We start from the raw sequence: 24851 nt of genomic DNA on the forward strand, positions 1-24851 counted from the left end.
AATACAGCTAATATACAAAAATGACATAAACCCATATTGGGCTTATGTCATTTTTTTAATCGTTATCAAGTTTTAAGACATGGGACCCATCGAAGAAAAATAAATACTTGTCTGTCAAAGGCCGTTTCCATATCTGTTCAATTGCTCTTGCATATAAATGAACCTGCAGCTGATATCTTTCCACAAGGATTGGTTTTGCCTGTTCAAATCCGCCTTTATAGCGGCCGGTAATTCCATCTGATTTATAATCAATAAGAATGAGTCCTGTTTCGTCCTCGAGGATACAGTCAATGATTCCTTGGATAAATATCCGTTCTGTTAAGTCAGTCCAATCCGGATAGACCTCATGAGCTGGAAGCGACAGAGTAAATGGGACTTCCCGATGTACCGCTTTTGCCTGGTAAAATTTTTGCCCCAGTTCTGTTTCAAAAAATTTCACAATCAATGAAATATCGACCATCTCTGCTTGTTCCTGCGTTAACAATTCGTTTGCTGCCATCCAAGCCACCTGCTCTTTGATCGACTCTTCTGTTACAGTCTTTGACAAATCAACATGCTGCATCACCATATGCATAGCTGTGCCGCGCTCAGCAGGACTCAATGACTTTTCCTGCATAAACTTTGGCCGTTTTAAGATTGGTTTACGGAATCGCTGGATGATATCAGTTCCGCTTTGTTCATCCATCACTTCCCGCTGCCGTTTCAATTCTGACACTGATTGCTTTGAACGATGGCTCGCTGCACTCATGAATGGGTATTGCCAAGAGAGTCTGGATCTGACTTCATCCTCATAGATGGAGGTAACGGGAACAGTCAGGCCTTTCTGGACATAGCCGAGATACCCCTCTCCTTCTGGCTCGCTAATCATCTCTTGCTTATTCATTTCTTCAGCATTCACAATAGTAATTTTCCATGAAGATGGATGCATCAAGATTTCCTGCGGAATTTGCCCTTCCGTCTCTCTTAATTCCATGGCGTCTTGGTGGCGAATGAGGGAAGGGCCAATCCAATCCATATAACTTGCTGCAGATGCCCGCTTATAATCAGGCAGCAGCCAATCAGGATGGTCGGCAGTGTCCCTCCAGCTATCCACTTTTTTAGCAGCATCCTTTAACGAGGCCGTCAAATAAAGCTTTTCCTTTGCTCTTGTCATCGCAACATACAGCACACGCATTTCCTCTGCCAGCATTTCCATTTTCTTTTTTCGTTTAAATGCCATCTGTGGCAAGGACGGATAAGTAACCCGCTTTTGTACATTTACGTACCTTGCAGCAAAGCCAAAATCCTTATCAAGCATGTAAGGCTTCTTCATATCTGTCATATTGAAGTTACGTGCCATTCCTGCCATAAACACAACTGGAAACTCAAGGCCTTTACTGCTATGGATAGTCATAATCCGAACGACATCCTCCTGCTCACCGAGTGTTTTTGCAGCTCCCAAGTCGTCCCCTCTATCGATCATCCGCTCAATAAAACGCAAAAACCGAAACAAACCGCGGAAGGATGTTTGTTCATACTGACGCGCCCGATCGTATAGCGCCCGTAAGTTTGCCTGACGCTGTTTCCCTCCAGGCAAACCTCCAACAAAGTCATAATATTGGGTATCACGAAATAACTGCCAAATAAGTTCAGATAGTGCCCCTTGCCGAGCCATCGACCGCCATTTTTTCAGCAAATCATGGAATTCTTTCACATGCACGTAAAAGCCTTCTGATTCTTGAGCAATTTTATCCTTGCAAAAGGCAGTAACGGCCTCCCAAAACGAACCTCGCTTCTGGTAAATTCTTATTTTGGCCATTTCCTCTTCATTTAGTCCGACGATCGGCGATCGCAATACGGAAGCTAAAGGGATGTCTTGGAACGGATTATCAATTACCCGAAGCAGCGAAACCATGACAGCCACTTCTGTCGCTTCAAAATACCCTGTCGATAATTCCGCGTAAATTGGGATTCCTTGCTGCTTAAATTCTTCCATAATAGCAGGGGCCCACGTCATGGACCTTAGCAAAATAACGAAATCTCGATACATAATCGGACGGGCAGTTTTCGTCTTTGTACTGTAAACAGGGGAACCCTGTGCAATCAATTCTTTGATTTTCGCTGCGATGACCCTCGCCTCTAACTGAGATTGTTCTAGGTCTGCCTTGTCAAATTCGTCTTGTGTCCTCTCCAAATCTGATTCTGTTTCTTGGGAGGATTCAGCTGACGCCTCCGTCGATTGGTCGACCAAGATTACCTCAACAGGAAAGGATTCCTCCTCTGGATAAGGAGCGCCATTTCTCAACTCGGCCGCTTCGTCGTATACTATTTCACCGACCATCACACCCATTATTTGTTTAAATAAATAATTGGCGGCATCGAGTACCTCTTTGCGGCTTCGAAAATTGCGGGCTAAATCAATCCTTAATCCGGATTCGCTGCCATCAGAAGTAAACCGGTTATATTTATCTAGGAAAAGATTGGGCTCCGCGAGGCGGAAACGATAAATCGACTGCTTTACATCCCCAACCATAAATAAATTTCCGGCCTGTTCTTCTTCTTTAGCAACAAGCTTTAAAATGGTTTCTTGCACCATATTAGTATCCTGGTACTCATCCACAAAAACCTCTTTAAAATGGCGCCGGTAAGATTCCGCTGCTTCCGATGGAGAAAAGACACCGTTTTGATCAATTTCTCCCGTCATAATTTCCAAACAAAAATGCTCTAAATCTGCATAATCAACGATCCCTTTTTCCCGTTTCACTTGCTGGAATCGGGCAGAAAACTTATGAACAAGCTCCGCTAACGTTTGAACGAATGGGTGCATTTCCTCCATATCACGAAGAAAGTTCTCCGGCTTTTGGGAAAACAGCTCATCTTTAAGGTCTTGAATCTTCTTCTTTGCTTTTTCACGCAGCTTTTGCGCTTTTTCTGTCAATTCTTTATCATATTGATCTCCTTTTACCTGTTTTGCTCTTGAGAAAGACCAAGTTTGCATCGCCCGATAGAGAGATTCCCAAGAATCTTGTTTGGCCATCATAAGGGTTTGAATCCCTTTTAGGTCATCCTCCAAATTCTCTGCTCTTGGTGCTGGACCATTGGGAAGTTTTGCCAGTTTTAAAGCTTGGTTCAGCAGTTCCTGCGCCGATTGGAATTGGAGGTCAATATCCAATAGCAATGCCTGAATAAAAGGCAGCTCTTCCAACTGTATATCTCGATTAACATCGTACATAGAAACAATAGTTTGCAAATATTGCTCAGGCATTGGATTAGAACGGGCAAAGTCATATACATTTTGAATAATTTCCTGTAGGGCCGCATCACTCCGGTCGTTCGTAAAGGCATCTACTAATTGGTAAAATCTTTCATTATCCGTTTTGCCATATTCCTCTTCAAATAGTTCATCGATTACTTCATCCCTAATTAATTGTGTTTCTGTTTGATCAGCAATGCGAAAGTTTGGGTCTATGTCAATTAAGTAATAATACTTTCGGATGACTTCCATGCAGAAGGCATGAAGCGTTGAAATAGAAGCTTTATTTAACAAACTAAGCTGTTTTCTCAAATGCCTGGATGCTGGATTTTGATTAATGGCTTTTTCTAATGCTTCACCGATTCGATGGCGCATCTCCGCTGCTGATGCATTAGTAAAGGTTACAATTAACAATTCATCCACATTGATTGGATCGTGTTCCGAAAGGACTTTTTGAATGATTCTTTCCACCAATACAGCGGTTTTGCCTGAGCCCGCCGCAGCGGCTACTAAAATATCTTTATTGCTTGCCATAATTGCCTTCCATTGATCGTCTGTCCATGTGGCATCCTTCGGTTTAGCCGGCAAGGCCCAATTACTCATGATTTTTCTCCTCCTCTCTGATAAGTTCTAAAACATCATCCTTTGAATAAGGAGCTAGAACTCGGAAGCGGTTAGCTTCCAGGGATTCGTCGAATTGACATACGGATTTAAAACTGCAAAATGTGCAAGGGATTTTATCCTTTAACTTATAGGGAGCGATATCATTCTGCCCGCCCAATATGTTTTCCCCTGCTTTCTGGTAAAGGTTTCGCACATAGCTCTTTAACTGGTCAAACTCTTCCATGCTGGCAACCTTTGAATTTTTCGTCAACTGGCCATCTTTTTTAATTCCAGCTGCGATAATCTGTGAATTTCCTGATTCGAGCGTTTGGTCCATTAGCCTGACTACATTAGGATCTCCTAACACCAAACCGTTCATTTTAAACTTTTTCATCATTTCGTTTTCAATCTCTTCTATTTCCAGCATTTTTGATGACTGGATAAACGGGTTATGGACATGAAAGTACAAAACACCTGCCGGGCTGGCCTTTATATCAGCCAACTTGTCAGAATGGGTGATGACAATGTCAAGATAGGTCAGCATTTGCAGGGCCAAACCATAGTACACTTCTGTTAAATTAACATCCTTTTCACTTGATTTATAATCAATTACTCTTAAAAAGACACCCTCATCGTCTTGCTTGGCCTGGTCAACTCGGTCGATTCTGCCGGCCAATTCCATCCGCTTGCCATTTTTCAAGGAAAAAGACAGCGGCGGCAGGTCTCCATTCGGTCCAAACCCTAATTCTAAGCCAATAGGAGAAAATCCGCTTACTCTTGCATGCTCACTTAAAACAAGTGAAGCCCGCGTGATGATCTGCTCTAATTTCCGTTTGATGTAATGATGCCGCTGTGAACTGAGCAATATTTCATTCTGGAGCTTAGGGGCCAATGTGTTAACAGCCGCTTTCGACAGCTCCTCACATTGCTGTTTGGACAGCCTTGCCCAAGATAATTTTTGTTCGTTCACTGTTTCTGATATTTGCTTAAGAGCTGCATGAAACAGTTCCCCAATATCCGGGGCTTCCAAGCGGAATACTTGCCGCTCTCTTAGCTTTAGTCCATGCTGGGCGAAATGAGAAAATGCACAGGCATGAAACAGCTCCATCCTCGACACACTGGCTTGTATCGTCTCGCCATATAAGGCATCTGCTGTTGATTTTGACAGCCTGACTGCTTGATTGGTATAGAACAGGCTAGAAAACACCTTCTGCGCTGCAGCTTGTCCACGGCTGTTCATGTAATAGTTATAAACATCCCACCACAAATCAGGTATTGGATAATTTCGTTTCTTCCATTGCAGCTGAGAAGTAAGATAAGCTAACGTCACACCGAAATTAGAAACAAAGTCTAACTGGCCGGCTTCTGGAAGGTCAGCAGGGTCCAAAACAAACAGCCGCTCTCTGACATCTTGGAACATATCTTTTATTCTTTTAATATACGAAGATGGCATCAAGGCTTTTCCTTCATTATTTGCGAGCGGGTAACTAATATAGAGCTTTTCTGTAGGCGCAGTAAAGGCTTGGTATGCAAGAAAATTTTCATCTAACAAACGGATCCTGCTGCTTGGAGCCACCTGTATCCCTGCCGCGAGCAGCACTTCCCTATCTTCGTCTGCAAGGATTCCCTCATCTGTCATTTTGGCAGGCAGTACACCCTCATTAACGCCTGCAACGAACACAGCCCTGATCGATTTAAGACGTGATTTCTCCAAATCACCAATCAAAACCTGATCAAGTGCTGGCGGAATCAGTGAAAAATGCAAGGACTCAAGGCCCGCCTCCAAAATCGAAACAAAAGCTGTTAATGAAACAGGCTCTTCTCCTAAAATTTCTACGTACTGATCGAGCAAATCGATGACAGCATTCCATACCTGCTCATGTTCTCTTGCTTTAACAAGTCTTCCTTCTTGCTCCGCTGCGATTTTCCAGCTTTCCAGTTTAGCGGGAATATCTAATTCTTCTAAAAATAAATAAACAGCTTCGCAAAGTTTACGTCCATTGTCTGCCTTTTTCAACCGTCTGGATAGCCGAAGCAATGGAGCTGTAACCATCAGTTTTAACTCATTCAATTCTTGTTCTATTTGTTTTTCAGATTCTGTTTGGATAGTTGTCCCCAGTTCCAATCCTCTTATTCTGCGATAAACCCAACGGTCTTTACTTGTCCACTTGCTGCCGTTAATTCCATATGCCAAACAATAGTTTTCAAGCCTGTCCATTTTTTCCCGCATGGTATCCGGCTTCTCATGAAGGGGATAGATTAATTCCGTTTTGATCACTCGAAACACCGGCTCATAGCGCCAGTAAGATTGAATGACTTCTAGACTGGATCGGATGAGTTCAATTAACGGATGATTAAGCATCGTCCTCTTTTGATCAATAAAATATGGAATTTCATAATCTTCAAAAATAGGCTCAAGTATCTCATGATAATCTCCCCCATTTCGGACCAACAAAGCTATATCTCGATATCGGTAGCCTTTCGTTCTGACGAGTTCCCGGATTTCACGGGCAATTCCTTCCATTTCAGCCCGCCGATTCACCGCCTGGCAAATTTCAATCTTCGTTTTTCCCTGGAACGATACAGACGGGCGTGAATCAAAATGGCTTTCTAAATGACCTAATGAACGATCGGCCCATTTTTTTGACTGGTTTAAAATAATTGGCTGTTCCCATTCAACTCCTGCTGCTTCAGCGAGATGATAAATCGTAAAACAGGCCTCTTTCGATGCACGAAACAAATCAAGTTCATCCGGAGGAGAATCCAGTGCTAAGGATTCCGCCGTCAGCGCAATCGAAACACGCTTACACTGCTTCATTAACTCTTGGATCACCTGATATTCCTGCTGTGAAAAACGATGGAAACCATCTATATAAATTTCCGCTTCTCTTAAATACCTGGAGGCGGAAATCTTTTCTGATAATAAGCGGAAATAATCTTCCGAATCAATATATTTTCCAAAGATTTCATCTTCGAATCTTTTATAAATTATTTCTAGATCGGCCAGTTTATCATGTAATGCCTTCGCATCAAAAGTGCTTTCTGATTCGAAAGATTTTAAACCGTGCATAAGATCTTCTGGATTAACATTGTATCGTTTTAATTCAATGATCATTTGCTCTACTTGCTGGATAAAACCGGTTTTATCTGCTGCCCGTTGAAAGAGCGTTAAACGATCTTTTTGTTCATGGATTATTTTACGGATTAACATATTCATTCCAACACTGCTTAAATGCATACGGCTAATTCCGCCTGTCTCCTGAAGAATCCGCCAAGCCAGCCGTGAAAAACTAAAGACTTCCGCCCGAATCATGCCGCCAATCTTCGGGTCGGTTACCAATTCATATTCAGACATAAACGTCATCTGTTCTGGAACAATATAAATAACCGGGAACCCTTCTGGATTTTCAATTAGCCTGCTGCGAATTTCGTCGAGGAACATAGCCGACTTACCGCTTCCCGACCTTCCAACTACGATTCTTAATGACATATCGGATATCGCACTCCTTTTTCCAAAACTCTGTAACACTCATTTTATCATAAAATAGGCACAAACGTTTGGAAGCCAAAAGGATGTTTAAAACCAAAAATGGTAAATCTTATTTTTACATAAAGGTTGTGTTCATGATCGATTTCCCTCTAAACATCCGCTGATTGGAGTGTCATTCAACAGGCAAGTTCAACTATTGGAGAAATAAAAAAACACGATCTAATTATCGTGCTTCAATAGAATTCCATTAAAAGTGTATATCCATTTCGTTTAATGGCCAGTAACGGAGGTCGACTTTTCCTACCACTTGGTTCACCGAAATAAACCCGAAATGCCGGCTGTCCCAGCTGCCTAAACGATTATCGCCGAGCACGAATAGCTTTCCTTCAGGAACCGTATTCTCCCCGGTAATTTCCTGTAAACTGAAATCTCCTGTAATATTCACCCCGGGTGTTTTTTCCTTGTAAACTTTCAAAAAAGGTTCTTCATATTTATGGTCATTTACATATAGCTGGTCGTTACGATATTCTATCTTATCCCCCGGCAATCCAATAATCCGTTTGACAAAATCCTCTTTTTCATTCGCATGGAACACAATAACATCGAAGCGATTCAAATCACCGGACTGGTATCCCAGCTTATTCACAACCAGTTTATTTCCATCCTCAAGAGTTGGCATCATGGACTCACCCTCAACAACATAATTGGAAAAGAAAAATGCACGAATAAAGATAAAAATGATAATGCCAATAACAAAAGCCTTCAACCATTCCATTCCTTCCCGTTTCCATTCACTTTTCATTGAATCCCCCTCCGTTTTTTTGGCTTATCCATTCTATCTCTTGATCCATTATCGGCATTTTCTACGCCTTTATTCAATCTTACTTCGATTCTTTTTCCAACATACCAAAGAATAAAAATAATCCCCAGAACGATGGCCGTACGATAGGGCTGGGTTATTAACGAACGAAGGTCATAGCCTATAAAGCTCATAGTAAAAATCATGACCATTTTGCCAATTACGACTGCAAGCATATATTGAGCGCCGCTAAGCTTGGAAAGACCTGCTACGATATTAACAATGGCCGATGGGGTAAAAGGAAAACAGAGAAGTAAAAAGAGAGGCCCAAAACCGTGCCGGTCCACCCAGTCCATTAGTTTCCTAACTTTTGGGTGCTTCGAAAAAAACACCAATAATCGCTTTTTCCCATATCTTCTAATAAGCGAAAACACCAGAAAGGCACCAACACACGCACCAAGCCATGAATATAAAAATCCAAGCCAAAGTCCAAAAGCATTTGCATTTGCCATTACAAACACTACAAGAGGAAGAAACGGCAGGAACGCTTCAAGAATGGTAAGCCCGATTCCCGGGAGCGGTCCCAGTGCTCGATATTCCTGTATGAGGTCCATAATATTATCTAGTGTAAACCAGGCTCTAATTACTTCCATATCCATCCGTTTTCTCCTTCTATCTTTTACCAGATTAACTATGAATTATTTTGTAATAAATTCGTGAAGGGCAGCTTTATTCTTTTGCAAATCTATATCTAAAACGGCTCCGTCTTTAGCCACTCTCTTCTCAGTAAAACTGTTGTCAATTGGAATCCGCAATGTATCTACATTCCCCCGTTCATCCGAGAAGAAATCTTTTCCGATAAATAACATATCAGAAGTGTCCATATTCGTGTTGATAAATGGGCTGACCACACCAAGCAGCTTCGGGAGCTTGGCAACATTTTGAATGCTGACTAGCTGGTCTCCAATTGCTTTCACTGCCTTCTGCTGCCGTTCAACCCTTCCAAAATCGCCGATCGCATCATGCCGAAAGCGGACATAGCTTAGCATCTCTTCCCCATTTAATCTTTGCAGGCCTGGCTGCAATGGGACATCCACATACGCGCTCATTTTCTTTTCAACATTTATTTCCACACCATTTGGAAATGCTTCATCAATCAGCTGGACAAAGCCTTGAAAATCTACAATCGCATAGTATTGCAAATCAATATCAAAGTTTTGTTTAATGGTCTTCCTTATTAGTTCAGGGCCGCCACGTGCAAAAGCTGAGTTTATTTTATGTTTGCCGTATCCGGGAATTTGTACATAAGAATCCCGCATAATCGAAGTGAGTTTAAAAGTCCCTTTGTCTTCATTATAATGAGCAATCATGATCGTATCTGCCCGCGAAGGCTCATCTCCCCGGGCATCACTTCCCAGCAATAGGATATTGGTATCCCCATATTGATCCTTTTGGCCTTCAAATTTATAGTTCACTTTTGCTTCTTCCGGATCCTTATTGATATTTTTTAATGATTGGTTTACGCCTTGGTTATATTGGTAATAGGAATACCCAATAGCACCACCGACAAGCAATAAAAAGAAAATCAAAATAGATGCCCATCTTCGCCGTTTCTTATTTCGATGTTTGTCCGCTCTCATTAAAATCACCTATTATGTATGTATTTTTTATCACTAAGTCTATTCTTAAATTCATTTTCCCCCAACAGATATCCTTCTATTAATAAAAACTTTCTCATGAAAATGATGAATTTTGCAATAAAAAAGCCTCGCTGTTTAGCGGGCTTCTTCACATACTTCTATGTAGAGGCATTATTGCATTATTGAATGGTTTTTAGTAAAATAAAATAGGAACATTAGTTCGATTTTTAGAAAGGTGTGAATGACAATGACCAGAATTCCAGAGTATGATCGGGACATGATGGAAAAAGCTATTTATTTGCCAATGGTTTTAACCATCCTAAATCGGGATCACTCCGTAGTGGATAAAGGTCCTTTCAAGCTAAAAAAACCTTATTTGGAATTAATTGAAGCGGTGATGAAGGATATTCAGGGTGAGTTATTCCAAGTCAAACAATACATGAAAAAGAATCAACTGCGGGTAACCGAAATAAAACGGGATGAAACCTTTACGATGTATATGTTTATTTACAAAGGATACGAAGAAAATCACAATTACTTTAATCCAAGAATCCGCAATAAAGTCCAAGAATTAATGCAGGCCTATTTATTAAAGGGGCGCCAATTGTCATGAGAATGTTATACAATCTATTTCAATAACCGTTACTTTTCCGTTTCATAATCCTTTCCGCTTTCTGAAGTATTTAATTCCTTTGGCCCGTGAAGCAAATAAATCATTTTCTTGCTCCCATCAATTCTCTGCATAAGCTTTGTTTTAAGCAATGAAGTTCTAAGGATTTGTGTTTCAATCGTGGTAGATGAGACTGGGAACAGATGAGAAGATTTATTTCGAAAAGTGATTAATGTTTGATGCGGACCCATTCGGCGATATTTTTCAATATGTTCATTGGAAATCCATATACACTCTGGACTGGCGGGTGCAGTGGTAGGAAAAAAGAAAATATGGTTAGATGGCTCAATTACAATCGGGAGTTTACGACAATACCCAATAAGCTGCTTTGTCCCTTTCTTTCTGCTTTCATAATCCACTCCAAAATAGGTACAGCTTCGTCTAATAATGTCCAAAGGTTTGAACGGGGAGACGTATTCATCTTCAACTTCAGTAATCTGAGAATACACTTTACTTCCGTATTCTACAGGTGACAAAAACATCGTGCAAGAATTAATCTCATAATCTTGAATTTCATGTTTCAAACAAATCAACTCCTTATTTAAGATTCGAAATTATTTTAACACTTCCAAAACATTATTCCCCAGATTTTCTGAATTGTTGCTAATTTATTCACAAATTTTTATCAAGAAAAATAAAAACTGAAAATTTGAATTATTATTGATAATATTCAAAAAACCCCATATAATAGAAAAAAGCATTTGGGGTGATTTTCATGAAAGAAAAATCGTATGCGGAATTAATGAAAGTTGCAGCCATGAAGCGGAATCGGTTAAAAGAAAACTTTGTCCAGGAACTCTATGTTGAAATGCTCTTAACGGAAATCCAATTGACAGTGGAAAAGGAAAAGCTAATGCAAAGTATTGATCAGGCAATTGACCGTAAGGATAGAATGTCTTTTCTCCAATTATCCAGCCAGCTTAAAGAAGTGAATAAGAAATTTGGGACTTAAATGACCTGTGCTTGCCGTCTTTGACGGCTTTTTCTTTTCGGATAAAAAAGAAGCTGGGGGATTACCTCCAGCTTAATCCTTGCACAATCAATCCTGCCGATGTTCAATTTCATATTGTTCAAGCATAGAAATACGCTCAAGCATCGTAGGATGAGTATACCGAAAAATCTTTACCAATAATGGAGGGTGAACTTGAGTCAAACCTGACTTGGCTAACTCCTGAAAAGATGTGATCGCCGCTTCCGGATTTTTCGTCATTTCTATTGCATAGCGGTCCGCCCTCGTCTCTTGATATCGGGATGCTAGATTGACAAGCGGGCTTGCTGCAAATAACAGTATGGAGACGATCATAAAAAATAACGGAAGGGAACGGATGTCTCCCACTTTTACAGTCTTCCACTCTTTCCCTAAGCGGTTTTGGACCCAATTCATGATCCTATAAGTTAAATATAATCCCAGCAGGGAAAGCAGCAAATAACCACCAATTCCCCAATATATATGCTTTTCTACATAGTGGCACATTTCATGCGCCATAATAAGTAATATTTGCTCATCCGTCAGCCGATTCAGGGTAGTATCCCAAAGGACAATTCTTGCATTAGAACCTATTCCTGTTACGTAAGCATTTAATGCGTTTGTTTTTTCAGCCATGTCCACTTCAAATACATGTTGTGCTGGAATGTCAGCCTTATCTGCAAGCTGCAAAATTTTTGCTTCTAATTCTTTATTTTTTAAAGGATAGAAATCATTGTATAGTGGATCGATAATCACTGGCTGCAGAAACATCATAAATAACGTAAAAGGCACAGATAAAAGCCAGCCATAGAACCACCAGCGTTTTGTGCTTTTTTTCATCAGCCAGTACAGCACTGGGACAATCACCAGCCATGTCCCATAATTAATCCAAAAGTCAATCAGCTCATCCTTCATCCACGAAGGGAATGTTTGTGTGGATATATGATACGTCTTGGACAAGGAATAGCTGATATAGCTTAAGGGAAGAGTTGCTATATAAGCAGCTAACGATAACCAAAACAGATAAATCGGCGTGTGCAGCAGCTTGTATTTTGTAGAATCCTCCGCCCAGCGTTTGAAGACATTCGACAGGCCGAAGATAAGGATGAGAAAATAAACGAGCCATTCAAATGGTTCTGCCAAGAAAAATAGCAGGTTACGAATTTCTGAATATTCTTCGCTTAGCATGAGCTCTCTGCCATTTAAAAAAGTGGCCGGGTCCGCTTTTGTTCCTTGAAATTCAAATGGCAGCTTTGGATCTGCGAAATGGAATAAATACCAGTAGAAAAATAATCCATATAAAACAAAGGCCAAAACTGCATAGACCCCCAGCTTTCTTACCATGTTTTGTCCCCCTTTTTGTACAGCCTCCTATACTTAGTTTAGTAAAAAACTTTTGATTTAGAACTAGACACGTCCTAATAAACAAAAATTGGCATTACAACACGAAAGGCAGAGCCAATCGGTCTGCCTTTCCCCCAAAAATTAATATTTTTATTTATGCTGGACTGCCCTGAGTTACTTGTGACCTAAGGGCTCTTCTTAGAATTTTACCGGTTGTATTTTTGGGAAGCTCTGCTAAAAATTCAATAGAAGTTGGGACCTTATATTTTGCCAAGTGCTCTCTGCAATAGTTTTGCAGCTGCTCGCATGTTATCTCGTGATTATTGCTTACTACATAGGCCTTAACTGCCTCTCCTTGATTCGGATCAGGTACGCCGAGCACAGCAGCCTCTACTACATCTGGATGATTGTAAAGGACCTCCTCCACTTCACGAGGATAAACATTATAGCCGCCCACAATAATTAGATCCTTTTTGCGGTCAACAATATAGAAATATCCTTCTTCATCCATTCTAGCCATATCACCGGTATAAAGCCAGCCATTGCGAATGGCTGCCGAGGTTTCCTCCGGCATTTTATAATAGCCTTTCATCACATTAGGTCCTTGAACAATAAGTTCGCCCACTTCACCGATTGGGACCTCTTCCCCAAGCTCATTTACAACTTTATTTTCAACATTTGGGATGGAAACACCTATGGAACCCGGTTTGCGCGGACGGTCTAGAGGATTAAAGCAAGTTACCGGCGATGCCTCTGATAAACCATATCCCTCTGAAACTAATACATGAAATTTCTGTTCAAAATTCTTTAGCAGCGCAACTGGCATGGACGCTCCTCCAGAAATGCATAAACGGAGTGTGCGTAAGTCATCCGGATTTCCTTCCGGATATTGATAGAGGAAATTATACATGGTAGGAACTCCAGCAAAGACCGTTGCCTTTAATTCTTTAGCCAGCCGGAAAATTTCCTTTGGACTAAATTTAGGAACAATGAGTAATGAAGCGCCCCTCAAAAGTGGTGCATTTAAGGATACGGTTAAACAGAAAACATGAAACATCGGCAAAGTGGTGATCACCCGGTCTGCTTGGTTCATTTTCAAATAGGCTCCGACATCCCTGGCATTGCTGTATAAATTCTGATGAGTCAGCATCGCCCCTTTCGGTTTCCCGGTCGTTCCTGAAGTATAAAGAATCAGCGCGGTATCGTCACTTTTCAGTTCAGGCCCTTGAAAGTCCAAATCCCCGGCTGCAACAATACTTGTAAACGATTTCATTTTTGAAAAAACAGAGAGATCTTCAATGGCTGGATTTCCTAACCCGTTTTGTTCTGTTTCGCAAATGATATAATGCTCCACTTTTGGCAGCAGCTGGTGTACCTTTTCAGCAATTGGAATCATCAGATCCAGGCCGACTACTACTTTCACATCACCATTGTTTAAAATATAGCCAATTTCATCCTGCGTATAGATTGGATTAATGGGAATAACGGTTGCCCCTAACCGTAATGCCCCATATAGACTGATGACAAAATGAGGGGAGTTTCCCAACAATAAAGCAATGTGATCCCCTTGTTTTACTCCGAGTTTTGCGAGTCCTGATGCAAATTTCGTTATCGCTTCATCCAATTCAGCATACGTTGAGGATTGGCCCATAAAATAATAGGCAATTTGATTGGCAGAAGCTTTTGCAGTTTTGTGAAGCTGCAATGGCAAATTCATTTCTCTCTCCCCTTTGTTATGAATGAATAATCATTCATATTATTTTAGCAACAATTTACAAATATATTATATTGAATGAATGAACTCTATACAAGTATAATACTCTAAAATTTCTGAAAAAAGAAACCATTTAAATTTATTCACAATAAAAGAAACAGCACCCATAAGGTGCCATTTCATGAAATAGGAATTAGTATATTAAGTTAATAAAATCTTGTTTAGATATATTTCCAAAATAGTGGGTCGTATCGATATCCTCTAATGCCTTTTCAATTTCGCTTTTTTGATAACGAATTCCTTTGAGCCTCGTTTCAATCTCACTTACATCCCCGACGCCAAAGAAATCCCCATAGATTTTACAATTTTCAATGATCCCTTTATTTACTTCCAACCGGGCATCTATTGTGCCAGCAGGAAAGCGGTGGGAATGCTGCAAATTAAATTTTGGTGATCTGCCATAATTCCACTCCCAATTTTGGTAGCGTTCCTCCGAGATTTTATGAATCTTTTCCCAATCCTCTTCTGTTAAAACATACTCAGGTATTTCTTCCTGGCCTTCAAAGATCGACTTTAACAAGATGGAACGGAATTCTTCAATTCCTAATTTTTTAGAAAGAAATTCAGAGATATTAGCAACACGGCTGCGAACGGATTTGATCCCTTTCGATTCAATTTTTTCTTTTTTCACTCTAAGAGCGGATACCACATGATCCATCTCTGAATTAAGCATCAGTGTCCCATGGCTGAACATCCTGCCCTTTGTTGAAAATTGGGCATTTCCGGAAATTTTCCGTCCTTCCACTTCAATATCATTCCTGCCGCTTAACTCTGCGTTAACACCCAAATTTCTTAGTGCCCTGATAACCGGCTCGGTAAACTTGCGATAATTATGAAAGCTTTCCCCATCATCCTTTGTAATAAAGCTAAAATTAAGATTGCCTAGATCATGGTAAACTGCACCACCGCCTGATAATCTTCTCACCACATGTATTCCGTTTTTCTCCACATACTCAGTGTTGATTTCCTCAATCGTATTTTGGTTTTTCCCTATAATAATTGAAGGTTCATTTATGTAGAACAATAAATACGTTTCATTAATATTTAAATGCTTCAGCGCATATTCCTCAATGGCAAGATTAATACGGGGATCCGTAATTCCTTTATTATCAATAAATAACATGTCCATTATCCTTTCTATACTGTAATCACCTGAAATTCTTCTGCAAGTTTTATTATACCAGTATATTCACTTGATGCCTCTCCCAAGAGCTCGGCCAAATTGCCGTAATGCGGAAGATGGGTCAGGATTAATTGTTTGACACCGGCTTCGCGGGCAAAACGTCCAGCATCCAGACTATTCATGTGACCGGCCGGTTTCCCATTTTGATTAGCATAAAAATTACATTCGCAGACAAGAACCTCCGCACCTTGGCTAAAGGAAATAAACTCTTCTTTAAAGGAGCTATCAGCCGTATAAACAAACCTCTTGCCTCCCGCCTCAAACCTCATTGCATAGCATGGCACTGGATGGTCTGTTTTCAGAAATGAAATTTGGAAGGGACCTGCTGTTAATTCCCGGTTAGGATCATAAACGATACCCTCGGTAATATTTTTGAAAGTTAACTTGGAGAACTCCTGTTGGTCAAGAGAATGCCCATAAACAGGCAAGGCCGGCATTTGTTTTCCCAAATACCCTTGAATTAATCTTGCATGCTGCAATACTCCAATATCGGCTATATGGTCAGGATGGTAGTGTGAAATAATCACAGCATCCAATTGTTCCGGATGGACAATGTTTTGCAGCTTTGCAAGCACTCCACTGCCGCAATCAATTAACAAATGAAATCCCTCATGCTCCAGCAGGTAGCCTGAACTGGCTGCATTCGCTTTCGGGTAGCCGCCCCAAGGCCCAATAATCGTAAGCTTCATATTCCATTCCTCCCAATTTAAGTTTCATACCTATAATATACGCTAATATCAAAATAAACAGCAAAACAAAACCAGCCTAATAAATTAGACTGGTTTCGTCTGCAATTAATTCTCAAGCGGTTTGGTAAACTTTGTTTTAAATCGGATCATCAGATAACTTATGGTGCAAATAGCAAAAATAACGATATATCCTGCCAATATGGAAAGATTCTCCCACATATATCCGAAATCGCCGCTTGAAACAACGGCTTTGAAGCCTCTTACGGAGTAAGTCATCGGCAGCAGTGCATTAAAGTGCTGCAAGAAATCAGGAATCGTTTCAAGCGGGAATGTGCCTGCGCTGGTTGTTAATTGGAAAATCAAGATTAAAATGGCGATGAAACGGCCAACATCCTTCAATGCAGTAACTAGCAATTGAATTAGTGCAACGAAGGTTAAGCTCGTCAAAATGGTAAACAGGATAAATCTAGGAATACTTTGAACCTGAAGGTCCAAAGCAGTTAATAGGATGATATCTGCCAATATAGCTTGAACAATACCCATAACTGCAAGAATCGAAAATTTGCTAATGAACCAGTTAAATCCGTTTGCTGGTTGTACAGCTGGTTCTGCAATTGGAAAGACAATGGAAAGAATCAATGCACCCACAAACAATCCAAGCGACAGGAAGTATGGCGTAAATCCTGTTCCGTAGTTTGGCACATGATTGACACTTTCTGTATCCAGTTTCACTGGTTTTGACATCATATCATAAGTCTTGCCATTCGCATTCACCTTTGAAGCTTCATTGGCGCCTTCTGCTAATTTATCAGCCAATTCCTTGGCACCATCGGAAACTTTTGCTGTACCGTCAGCTAATTGGCCGGCGCCTTCTGCCAGCTGATTAGAACCGTCAGAAAACTGGCCGGCACCGCTCGACAACTGACTCATTCCTGAGGTTAAATCATTGGCACCGCTAGTTAAAGCTTGAGACCCCAAATATAGTTGATGGACTCCAAGCTGTAATTGTTTTTGGCCATCATTCACGGCATCAATGCCTGCTAACAGCTGATCAAAATACGGATCGGTCTGGCTGGACAGCTTTTGTTCAAGTCCACTTGTTGCACCAGCTAATTTTTGGCCGACAGCAGTCTGGAACTGGCCAAATGCTCCAGCTAATTTCGGTGATAACTCAGCCGAGATTTGCTGTTCGACCGCTTCTTTCGCTGGTATTTGCGCCTTAGCGCCTGCTATCACGCCATCTACAATTTGTGGATTGACACCATAATTTTTTAAGGCTGCAGCTAACTGATCCATCGTGCTTGTTTGCTGTTGAATCATGGTTTCAGCCATTTCTGATGTCAATGTATCAGATAATTGTGTTTTAAATTGATTAATGCCTGTGTTTAATTCCTCAACACTTCCTGCCATCTGACTGCTAATCCCTTTTGCTATTTCAGCAGGCAGGGCGGTTTTCATTTGTTCGGCCCCTGCATATACTTGGTTTGTTCCATCTATAAGCACAGGCATGCTGGAATCTGCCTGTTCAAGACCTGATTTTAACTCAGCTGATCCGGACGCCAGTTGTTCCGAACCGGAAGAAGCTTGTTTGACCCCTTGATTAAATTCAAGCGATTTCTCAGCAAGCGTCGTCAATCCCTCGGTTAATTCTTTAGACCCGCCAGCCAATTCGACAGCTCCTGAGCTTAACTCCCCAGCCCCATCACTTGCCTGCCCGATGCCATCCGCAAGGTCTGTTACTTTATCAAACATCGTTTCTGCGTATGTTTTCGTTACCTGTTCGGCTACCGCAGTCTTCACTTTTTCAGCTGCTGTTCCGCCAATTTGAGCTGATAGGAAGTTAAAGCTTTCATTGGGAACATAAATCAGCTCCAGCTTTTTCGGATTATTGTCCAATAAGGTTGTCGCATTCTTGGAAAAATCTTTTGGGATTTCAATCAGCATATAATATTTTTCATTGTTAAGCTGTTTATACCCCTCGTCCTTAGTTACCGTTTGAAATTTGAATTCATTACTTTTGGTTAACTTTTTCACAAGGTCCTTCCCTAGCTGCAATTGCTGCCCATCTAATTCAGCCCCTTGATCTTCGTTGACAATGGCAACCGGCAGCTGATCGAGTTTAGCATACGGGTCCCAAAAAGCCCATAAAAACATTCCGGCATACAAAACAGGAATAAATAACACAGCGAGGATGGGAATAAGGATTTTCTTGTTTTTGAAAATCGTTGATAGTTCTTCCTTTAACAGAACGTTTTTCACCTCGGATGCCTCCTTTTATAATATTGACCATTTTGTTCATACAGTCATTTTTATCAAAAAAACAAAGGACTATCAAATAGAATAATCCTTTTATGACCAAATGAACAATTTAGTCATTAAATACCTTAAGAGTATACTCCCATTTATACTTGTAATCAAGTAAAACATAAAAAAGAAGCTGTTATATTTGAACAGCTTCTTTAAGATAATTTAAAGCATTTTGAACGGCTGCTTCCCCTTGGTCAATACAATCAGGCATTCCAACACCGCCATAGGAAGAACCCGCTAAAAAGACTCCTGGCAATTCCGTTTTCATATGTTCCAAGATTTTTTTCAAGCGCTGTTTATGTCCCACTGTATATTGGGGCATCGAATTTTTCCAGCGTGAAACAATGAAAAAGTCCGGATTCATGGTAATATCCATCGTCTTTTTCAGGTCTTCGAGGACAATTTTTACAATTTGATCATCTGACAGGTCGACAATCGTCTCATCACCAGCTTTTCCTACATAGCAGCGAAGCAGTGCTTTCCCTTTCGGAGCCGAGTGAATCCATTTTTTATGCGTCCATGTGCATGCGGTAATGGAGTAATCATTGTTTCTTGAAACGACAAACCCGGTTCCATCAATATCCTGCTTGATCGCCTCCTCTGGAAAGGCCAGTGCAACGGTCGCAACAGATGTTGATGGAACTGATTTAAATGGCTCAAAGAAGGGATAGTCAGAAAACATCGCCTGCGTTACTTTATGCGGGGTAGCTGCAATAATACTGTCAGCAATTAGCATTTCGCCATTATTTAAGTATATTTCATACTTTTGGTTTACTCTGATGATTTTTTCAACCCGATGGCCTTTTAAAATTGATTCGTGTGCCAATTTTGCTTCAATGGCCTCGGCAAAGGATTGAAGACCGGTCTTAAATGTCAAAAATCCGCCTGTTTTCTTTTCCTTCATTTCTTTAGGCTTCGGCTGCGAAGGGATTGTTTTTTTCATCCCCAGAATTAAGCTCCGGTATTTTTGCTCGACCTCATAAAACTGCGGGAACGTGGCCTGAAGACTGAGCTGGTCGATATCACCTGCATATATTCCTGATAATAATGGCTCAATTAAATTCTCGACCAGTTCATCACCCAATCTTCTTCTGAAAAATTCACCTAATGATTGGTCTTTGCCGCTTTCTGAGCGGGGCAAAACCAAATCCGCAGCAGCTCTTAGTTTCCCGGGAATTGAAATAAGGCCAGTCGTGACAAACGGCCCTATTTCCGTTGGAATACCCATCATCGCCCCGCCAGGAATAGAAAACAGTTTCTCATTGGCAAGTACAAATGACTTCCCCGTGGAATTGGGCACTAGCTTGTCCTCCATCCCAACTTCTTTAGCCAGATTTATGATACTTGTTTTTCTAGCTAAAAAGGAATCGGGACCGCGCTCAATGATAAAACCGTCTCTAATGACGGTTTGCATTTTACCCCCAAGACGGTGTGATGCCTCAATAAGTTGAACCTCAATAGGAAGGCGGCGGGCATTTATTGATTTTTGCAAGTAGTATGCGGCAGAGAGGCCGGAAATTCCTCCGCCAATAATGACAACCTTGTGCTTGTGTTCTGCCACGGACATCACCTTCTTCCAGTTTGACGTTTTCTCATTTATTCTGCCGCTTTTTTCAGAACGGCTGTCGATAATACTTCAATAAATTCTGCCTTGGCATTTGGCATTTCCGGGCGATAGTAGTGAACCCCTAATTCTTCTGTGACCGCCTTACACTCTACATCATTATCATAAAGAACCTCTAAATGGTCGCAAACGAAACCGACCGGTGCATATACGAATGCTTTATAATGATGCACTTTATATAAGCTTCTCGTTAAGTCTTGGACATCTGGCCCCAGCCATGGGTCCGGAGTATTTCCGGCACTTTGCCAGCCGATGCAATAGTTTTTTACACCTGCTTGTCCTGCAATCAAATCGGCTGTTTCCTGCAGCTGTTTGGGATATGGGTCACCTAGCTGGAGAATCTTCTCTGGCAGGCTATGGGCCGACACAATTAGCACAGCATTTTCTTTTTCATCTTCAGGCATTTCATCAAAAATCCCCTTGATTTGATCAGACCAGTATTGGATAAACTTCGGCTCTTGATACCAGCTGTCAATCGATTTGATCGAAAGGCCGCCTGCTTTTTCCGCTGCCGCTGCTGCCCTGCTGTTATAAGATTTAATGCTAAAGGTAGAATAGTGAGGCGCCAGCACAATGCTCACTGCCTCCGTTATACCATCCTTACTCATTTGCTGCACGGCATCTTCAATAAATGGTTCAATATGTTTTAATCCCAGATACATTTTAAATTCAATTTCCGATTGAATCGTATTAAGATGCCTTTCCAGCTTTTCTGCTTGTTCAAGCGTTATTTTTGCCAGAGGTGATATACCCCCGATAGCTTCATAACGATTGCGCAAGTCCTCTATCATTTCGGGAGTTGGCTTTCGCCCATGGCGTATATCTGTGTAATAACGTTCTAGGTCTTCAGCAGTATAGGGTGTGCCATATGCCATAACCAGCAGACCCATTTTCCTTTTTGTCATCTATTGCACCTCATTTTTGAACTTTCTACAGTAATCAAGAACACTTTGAAGCAGGTCATCCCTCTATATAGTTTCACTTTATTGTGCCAAAAAATCAGCGGCACTGCCAATTTTATGCCTTAAAGAGAAATAGGATTGACCTTATTTTACAGCTGAGTATTCATGTATAAACGCCGTTAATCTTTTTAAAGTTTCCGGATTCACAGAAGGGAATACCCCATGGCCTAAGTTAAATATGTAGCCGCCCTGCTCCATTCCCTGATCCAAAATGGCTTTTGCCTTTTGCTCAATAACCTCCCAAGGAGCTAACAGAATGGCAGGGTCAAGATTTCCTTGAACAGTTTTTTGAATGCCCAACTCTCTCGCTTGGCGAATAGGAAGCCGCCAGTCCAATCCGACGACATCAAGCGGCAGATCATTCCACTCCAGCGCTAGATGGCTTGCCCCAACACCGAACATAATAAGAGGCACATTTTCTTCTTTTAAAGAGGCAAAAATCCGATTCATGACTGGTTTAATAAAATAGCGATAATCCTCAACATTCAGTGCGCCAACCCAAGAGTCAAAAATTTGTATGGCTTTTGCACCGGCATGGATTTGAGCCTTCACGTATGTAATAATCATATCGCCTAACTTATCCATTAAAGCAAACCAAGCTTTTGGCTCCGTATACATAAATGCTTTGGTTTTATTGTAATTTTTCGACGGTCCGCCTTCGATCATATAACTGGCAAGAGTGAATGGCGCGCCGGAAAAACCGATTAATGGAACGGTTAATTGCTCTTCCGTTAGCAGCTTAATGGTATCCAGTACATAGGGAATATGTTCCTCTGGGTGAAGTTCCTGAAGTTTCTCCACATCTGACAACGAACGGATTGGATTATCAATGACCGGTCCCACTCCCCCTTTAATTTCAACATTCATTCCCATACCTGGGAGCGGTGTCATGATATCCTTGTATAAAATAGCAGCATCTACATTGTAATTATCGACTGGCAATCTTGTCACATAGGCGCATAATTCTGGCTGATGAGTGATTTCAAAAAGAGAATACTTTTCTTTAATTTCACGATACTCGGGTTGAGAACGCCCAGCCTGTCTCATATACCATACAGGGACATAGTCCGTTTTCTCACCTCTCGCCGCTTGTAAAAAAGTCTCATTTATCGTTTTGTTCATTCCATTGTCCCCTTTCATTACACATCTGTTTACCATTTTAATATATAAAGATTAATTTTAAAAACTTCAATTTCATAATAGACTGTCTACACTATATCGATTAAACATATTTGTGTATAGTAAATGTTATTAACTGTCAAAAAAAAGTCAATTTTCAAGAGTGACTTAATGTCAAGAATGTATAATAATGTCAGTCGTACACTAATAGTAACTAAAGGAGGATAAAAAATGGATGGATATATAACAACTGGCACAGCTGAGTATCTAAAGAAGCTTATGAAAAATTATGAAAAGGAAAAGATTGTCGTCATGGAAAATGCCAAAGGGGGACTTCTATTCCATGAGACGACAGGACCGTCCCTATTCCAACAGCCTAGGAAGTATGAGGTGATTGAAAGGCTCGGGGATTTGCCAAAAGAAGGCTATACTGTCTTGAACTATATTCCAGTAACGGACGAAGGGCGTCCCTTATTTGAACACCAGTTAAGCATTCAAGACTGGCTGTTCAAAAATGAAGCGGGATTACTGGCCTTAAGAGTGCTTCGGCCGCTTTCATCCAAAACTTATATCATCATGACCTTTTGGGAAAAAGGGACATTCTATGATCAATGGCAAAAAGCTAATCCCCCGCTGGCTGAAAAGTTAAACAAAGGTCTGGGCTATAGCCCGCAGCCCCAAATCTTCGATGGTTTCCCCTACACCCAAAAGTACACAATATCAGGGTAAACACCCTATTAATGTTTGTTAGAAGTTTCAATCCCCAGTTAAACCTGTCTTGGAATGGAGAAATGGCTCCATTCCTTTTATTTTGAAAATACGCCTCTATCACTAATTTTCTTCTTCACCACTTTGATTGTTTTTTAATATCCTGTATTACATCCATCAGGGCGGATACCCAACTTGCCGCCTATGGAATTAGAGAGGAGGCCAATTTATGCTTGTCGAGCTGACTGCTCTTCATTGGATATATGTCATTTTCATTGCCTTAATCATCGGCTTCATGGTCATGCGAAGAGATACGACTATTGTTTGCATTGCCGGTATTTTTTTAATTGCAATTACAGCCACCGGCAGCTTAGCTCATGCCGTGAGCAGTATTTTTACGAGTTTTATTTATGCGATAACAGAGTTGTTATCTACCATTCTGGTCATTTCAATTATTGTTGGAATGAGCCGCACGTTAACGACAACAGGAATCAACGATGTGATGATTTCTCCATTTAGAAAGCTGATCCGCAATCCCGGATTAGCTTATTGGACGATTGGAATTTTAATGATGGCCATTTCCTGGTTTTTTTGGCCATCACCAGCTGTCGCCCTGCTCGGGGCCGTGCTTCTCCCTGCAGCAATCAGAGCAGGGCTTCCTGCACTTGGTGCCGCTATGGCTATGAACCTGTTTGGGCATGGAATAGCCCTGTCTGGGGATTTTGTTATCCAAGCAGCTCCAAAACTGACCGCGGATGCAGCGGGTCTTCCCATAAATGAGGTTATCCAGGCAAGTGTACCGTTGGTTTTTATCATGGGCATTGTCACTACGACAGTTGCCTATTACTTCCTGCGAAAGGATATGAAACGGGGACGATTGTCAGCCGGCCCCTCATCAGAAACGGTTTCAGAGGAAAACTCGGATACCTTGCCTCCACTCTTATCCATAAACCAAAAACGATTTTTCGCTATTTTGGTCCCATTATTGTTTGTTGCCGACGTAGCCGCCATGATCGTTCTGGACTTAACCGGCGGAGATGCCACAGCTTTAGTGGGCGGCACTTCCATCCTGATCCTGCTGCTGATTTCTTTAGCGAATTACAAGAGCAAAGGACTTGAAAAAACCACCCATTTTTTAATTGAAGGCTTTCAATTTGGTTTTAAGGTTTTCGGGCCAGTCATCCCGATTGCCGCGTTCTTTTATTTGGGTGACGCCGGTTTTACAAAAATTGTTGGGGATTTCCTGCCGCAGGCATCTCAAGGCATTGTGAATGACCTAGGTCTGGCTCTTGCCAGCATTGTTCCTTTAAGCAAAACAATAGGGGCTGTCACTTTGACTGCAGTGGGGGCAATAACTGGATTGGATGGGTCGGGGTTCTCAGGGATATCACTAGCCGGCTCAGTGGCCAGCCTATTTGCTGTGGCAATAGGAAAGGGAGCTGCTACTCTGACTGCGCTGGGACAAATTGCGGCAATTTGGGTTGGCGGGGGAACACTCGTTCCGTGGGCGTTAATCCCAGCGGCAGCTATTTGCAATGTGGATCCATTTGAACTGGCCCGAAGAAACCTGCTGCCCGTCATCATTGGCCTCATTGTAACCACCATAGCAGCCATCTTTTTAATCTAACATACTACAAAAATGGCAAAAGAGGCTAAATCAGCCTCTCAGGCTGTCGAAAAACCTTCGACAGCTTTTATTTTATCTTTATTCTTTATTAATTCACCGCGTTAATATGATAT

At 41.3% G+C, this 24851-nt stretch carries 18 protein-coding genes; 4 read left to right on the forward strand and 14 right to left on the reverse strand.

Features of this window, described 5'->3' with window-relative positions; genetic code table 11:
• Window positions 1–55 precede the first annotated feature (55 nt).
• From addA to NFS43_RS19110, 5 genes are all read right to left on the reverse strand, one after another.
• Window positions 56–3835 carry a helicase-exonuclease AddAB subunit AddA gene (addA, locus tag NFS43_RS19090; protein ID WP_251554373.1) on the reverse strand — a complete coding sequence of 1260 codons (3780 nt, stop codon included), beginning with the start codon at window positions 3833–3835 and terminating at the stop codon, window positions 56–58.
• Window positions 3828–7325 (reverse strand): helicase-exonuclease AddAB subunit AddB, encoded by a 3498-nt coding sequence (gene addB, locus NFS43_RS19095; RefSeq protein WP_251554374.1) that lies wholly within the window; start codon window positions 7323–7325, stop codon window positions 3828–3830. The genes addA and addB overlap by 8 nt, the downstream gene beginning before the upstream one ends.
• A 247-nt stretch (window positions 7326–7572) precedes the next feature.
• Window positions 7573–8127 (reverse strand): signal peptidase I, encoded by a 555-nt coding sequence (gene lepB / locus NFS43_RS19100; RefSeq protein WP_251554375.1) that lies wholly within the window; start codon window positions 8125–8127, stop codon window positions 7573–7575.
• Window positions 8124–8783 carry a TVP38/TMEM64 family protein gene (locus tag NFS43_RS19105; protein ID WP_251554376.1) on the reverse strand — a complete coding sequence of 220 codons (660 nt, stop codon included), beginning with the start codon at window positions 8781–8783 and terminating at the stop codon, window positions 8124–8126. The genes lepB and NFS43_RS19105 overlap by 4 nt, the downstream gene beginning before the upstream one ends.
• A gap of 39 nt (window positions 8784–8822) precedes the next feature.
• Window positions 8823–9764 carry an LCP family protein gene (locus NFS43_RS19110; protein ID WP_251554377.1) on the reverse strand — a complete coding sequence of 314 codons (942 nt, stop codon included), beginning with the start codon at window positions 9762–9764 and terminating at the stop codon, window positions 8823–8825.
• Between the two features lie 247 nt (window positions 9765–10011).
• Between NFS43_RS19110 and NFS43_RS19115 the strand changes: the two genes are divergently transcribed.
• The gene (locus tag NFS43_RS19115) at window positions 10012–10377 is read left to right on the forward strand and encodes a YhjD family protein (protein ID WP_251554378.1); all 366 of its coding nucleotides are present in this window, start codon (window positions 10012–10014) and stop codon (window positions 10375–10377) included.
• 29 nt (window positions 10378–10406) lie between these two features.
• Here NFS43_RS19115 and NFS43_RS19120 read toward each other — a convergent pair whose 3' ends face one another.
• Window positions 10407–10958 carry a competence protein ComK gene (locus tag NFS43_RS19120; RefSeq protein ID WP_251554379.1) on the reverse strand — a complete coding sequence of 184 codons (552 nt, stop codon included), beginning with the start codon at window positions 10956–10958 and terminating at the stop codon, window positions 10407–10409.
• Window positions 10959–11149: 191 nt separating this feature from the next.
• Between NFS43_RS19120 and NFS43_RS19125 the strand changes: the two genes are divergently transcribed.
• A complete protein-coding gene (locus NFS43_RS19125) occupies window positions 11150–11386 on the forward strand; it encodes an IDEAL domain-containing protein (protein ID WP_251554380.1) in 237 nt (78 codons plus the stop codon).
• Between the two features lie 87 nt (window positions 11387–11473).
• On the opposite strand, the gene NFS43_RS19130 is transcribed toward NFS43_RS19125, so the two are convergent.
• The 8 genes from NFS43_RS19130 to hemE form a co-directional block, all read right to left on the reverse strand.
• Window positions 11474–12745 carry a M48 family metallopeptidase gene (locus tag NFS43_RS19130; RefSeq protein WP_251554381.1) on the reverse strand — a complete coding sequence of 424 codons (1272 nt, stop codon included), beginning with the start codon at window positions 12743–12745 and terminating at the stop codon, window positions 11474–11476.
• A 154-nt stretch (window positions 12746–12899) separates the two neighbouring features.
• On the reverse strand, window positions 12900–14462 hold the full coding sequence (locus tag NFS43_RS19135; RefSeq protein ID WP_251554382.1) for a fatty acid--CoA ligase family protein: 1563 nt from the start codon (window positions 14460–14462) through the stop codon (window positions 12900–12902).
• Window positions 14463–14652: 190 nt separating this feature from the next.
• Window positions 14653–15642, reverse strand: a complete 990-nt coding sequence (locus NFS43_RS19140; RefSeq protein WP_251554394.1) for a lipoate--protein ligase — start codon at window positions 15640–15642, stop codon at window positions 14653–14655.
• A gap of 14 nt (window positions 15643–15656) precedes the next feature.
• On the reverse strand, window positions 15657–16391 hold the full coding sequence (locus NFS43_RS19145) for an MBL fold metallo-hydrolase (RefSeq protein ID WP_251554383.1): 735 nt from the start codon (window positions 16389–16391) through the stop codon (window positions 15657–15659).
• 105 nt (window positions 16392–16496) lie between these two features.
• Window positions 16497–18650, reverse strand: coding sequence for a YhgE/Pip domain-containing protein (locus NFS43_RS19150; protein WP_251554384.1), 2154 nt, complete (start codon window positions 18648–18650; stop codon window positions 16497–16499).
• A gap of 181 nt (window positions 18651–18831) precedes the next feature.
• Window positions 18832–20259 (reverse strand): protoporphyrinogen oxidase, encoded by a 1428-nt coding sequence (gene hemY / locus NFS43_RS19155; protein WP_251554385.1) that lies wholly within the window; start codon window positions 20257–20259, stop codon window positions 18832–18834.
• A gap of 35 nt (window positions 20260–20294) precedes the next feature.
• Window positions 20295–21227, reverse strand: coding sequence for a ferrochelatase (gene hemH, locus NFS43_RS19160; RefSeq protein WP_251554387.1), 933 nt, complete (start codon window positions 21225–21227; stop codon window positions 20295–20297).
• Between the two features lie 141 nt (window positions 21228–21368).
• On the reverse strand, window positions 21369–22406 hold the full coding sequence (hemE, locus tag NFS43_RS19165; RefSeq protein ID WP_251554389.1) for a uroporphyrinogen decarboxylase: 1038 nt from the start codon (window positions 22404–22406) through the stop codon (window positions 21369–21371).
• A 228-nt stretch (window positions 22407–22634) separates the two neighbouring features.
• On the opposite strand from hemE, the gene NFS43_RS19170 reads away from it, so the two are divergent.
• Both NFS43_RS19170 and NFS43_RS19175 read left to right on the forward strand, forming a co-directional pair.
• A complete protein-coding gene (locus NFS43_RS19170) occupies window positions 22635–23132 on the forward strand; it encodes an antibiotic biosynthesis monooxygenase family protein (protein WP_251554390.1) in 498 nt (165 codons plus the stop codon).
• Between the two features lie 208 nt (window positions 23133–23340).
• A complete protein-coding gene (locus NFS43_RS19175) occupies window positions 23341–24738 on the forward strand; it encodes a hypothetical protein (protein ID WP_251554391.1) in 1398 nt (465 codons plus the stop codon).
• Window positions 24739–24851 lie beyond the last annotated feature (113 nt).

The sequence above is a fragment of the Neobacillus muris genome, from assembly GCF_943193175.1.
Classification (GTDB): Bacteria; Bacillota; Bacilli; order Bacillales; family Cytobacillaceae; genus Neobacillus; species Neobacillus muris.

What these genes read in the sequence shown, in the direction of transcription:
- addA (WP_251554373.1), bottom strand. Translation starts at nt 3,835, where the DNA reads ATGAGTAATTGGGCCTTGCCGGCTAAACCGAAGGATGCCACATGGACA.
- addB (WP_251554374.1), bottom strand. Translation starts at nt 7,325, where the DNA reads ATGTCATTAAGAATCGTAGTTGGAAGGTCGGGAAGCGGTAAGTCGGCT.
- lepB (WP_251554375.1), bottom strand. Translation starts at nt 8,127, where the DNA reads ATGAAAAGTGAATGGAAACGGGAAGGAATGGAATGGTTGAAGGCTTTT.
- NFS43_RS19105 (WP_251554376.1), bottom strand. Translation starts at nt 8,783, where the DNA reads ATGGATATGGAAGTAATTAGAGCCTGGTTTACACTAGATAATATTATG.
- NFS43_RS19110 (WP_251554377.1), bottom strand. Translation starts at nt 9,764, where the DNA reads ATGAGAGCGGACAAACATCGAAATAAGAAACGGCGAAGATGGGCATCT.
- NFS43_RS19115 (WP_251554378.1), top strand. Translation starts at nt 10,012, where the DNA reads ATGACCAGAATTCCAGAGTATGATCGGGACATGATGGAAAAAGCTATT.
- NFS43_RS19125 (WP_251554380.1), top strand. Translation starts at nt 11,150, where the DNA reads ATGAAAGAAAAATCGTATGCGGAATTAATGAAAGTTGCAGCCATGAAG.
- NFS43_RS19130 (WP_251554381.1), bottom strand. Translation starts at nt 12,745, where the DNA reads ATGGTAAGAAAGCTGGGGGTCTATGCAGTTTTGGCCTTTGTTTTATAT.
- NFS43_RS19135 (WP_251554382.1), bottom strand. Translation starts at nt 14,462, where the DNA reads ATGAATTTGCCATTGCAGCTTCACAAAACTGCAAAAGCTTCTGCCAAT.
- NFS43_RS19140 (WP_251554394.1), bottom strand. Translation starts at nt 15,642, where the DNA reads ATGTTATTTATTGATAATAAAGGAATTACGGATCCCCGTATTAATCTT.
- NFS43_RS19145 (WP_251554383.1), bottom strand. Translation starts at nt 16,391, where the DNA reads ATGAAGCTTACGATTATTGGGCCTTGGGGCGGCTACCCGAAAGCGAAT.
- hemH (WP_251554387.1), bottom strand. Translation starts at nt 21,227, where the DNA reads ATGACAAAAAGGAAAATGGGTCTGCTGGTTATGGCATATGGCACACCC.
- hemE (WP_251554389.1), bottom strand. Translation starts at nt 22,406, where the DNA reads ATGAACAAAACGATAAATGAGACTTTTTTACAAGCGGCGAGAGGTGAG.
- NFS43_RS19170 (WP_251554390.1), top strand. Translation starts at nt 22,635, where the DNA reads ATGGATGGATATATAACAACTGGCACAGCTGAGTATCTAAAGAAGCTT.
- NFS43_RS19175 (WP_251554391.1), top strand. Translation starts at nt 23,341, where the DNA reads ATGCTTGTCGAGCTGACTGCTCTTCATTGGATATATGTCATTTTCATT.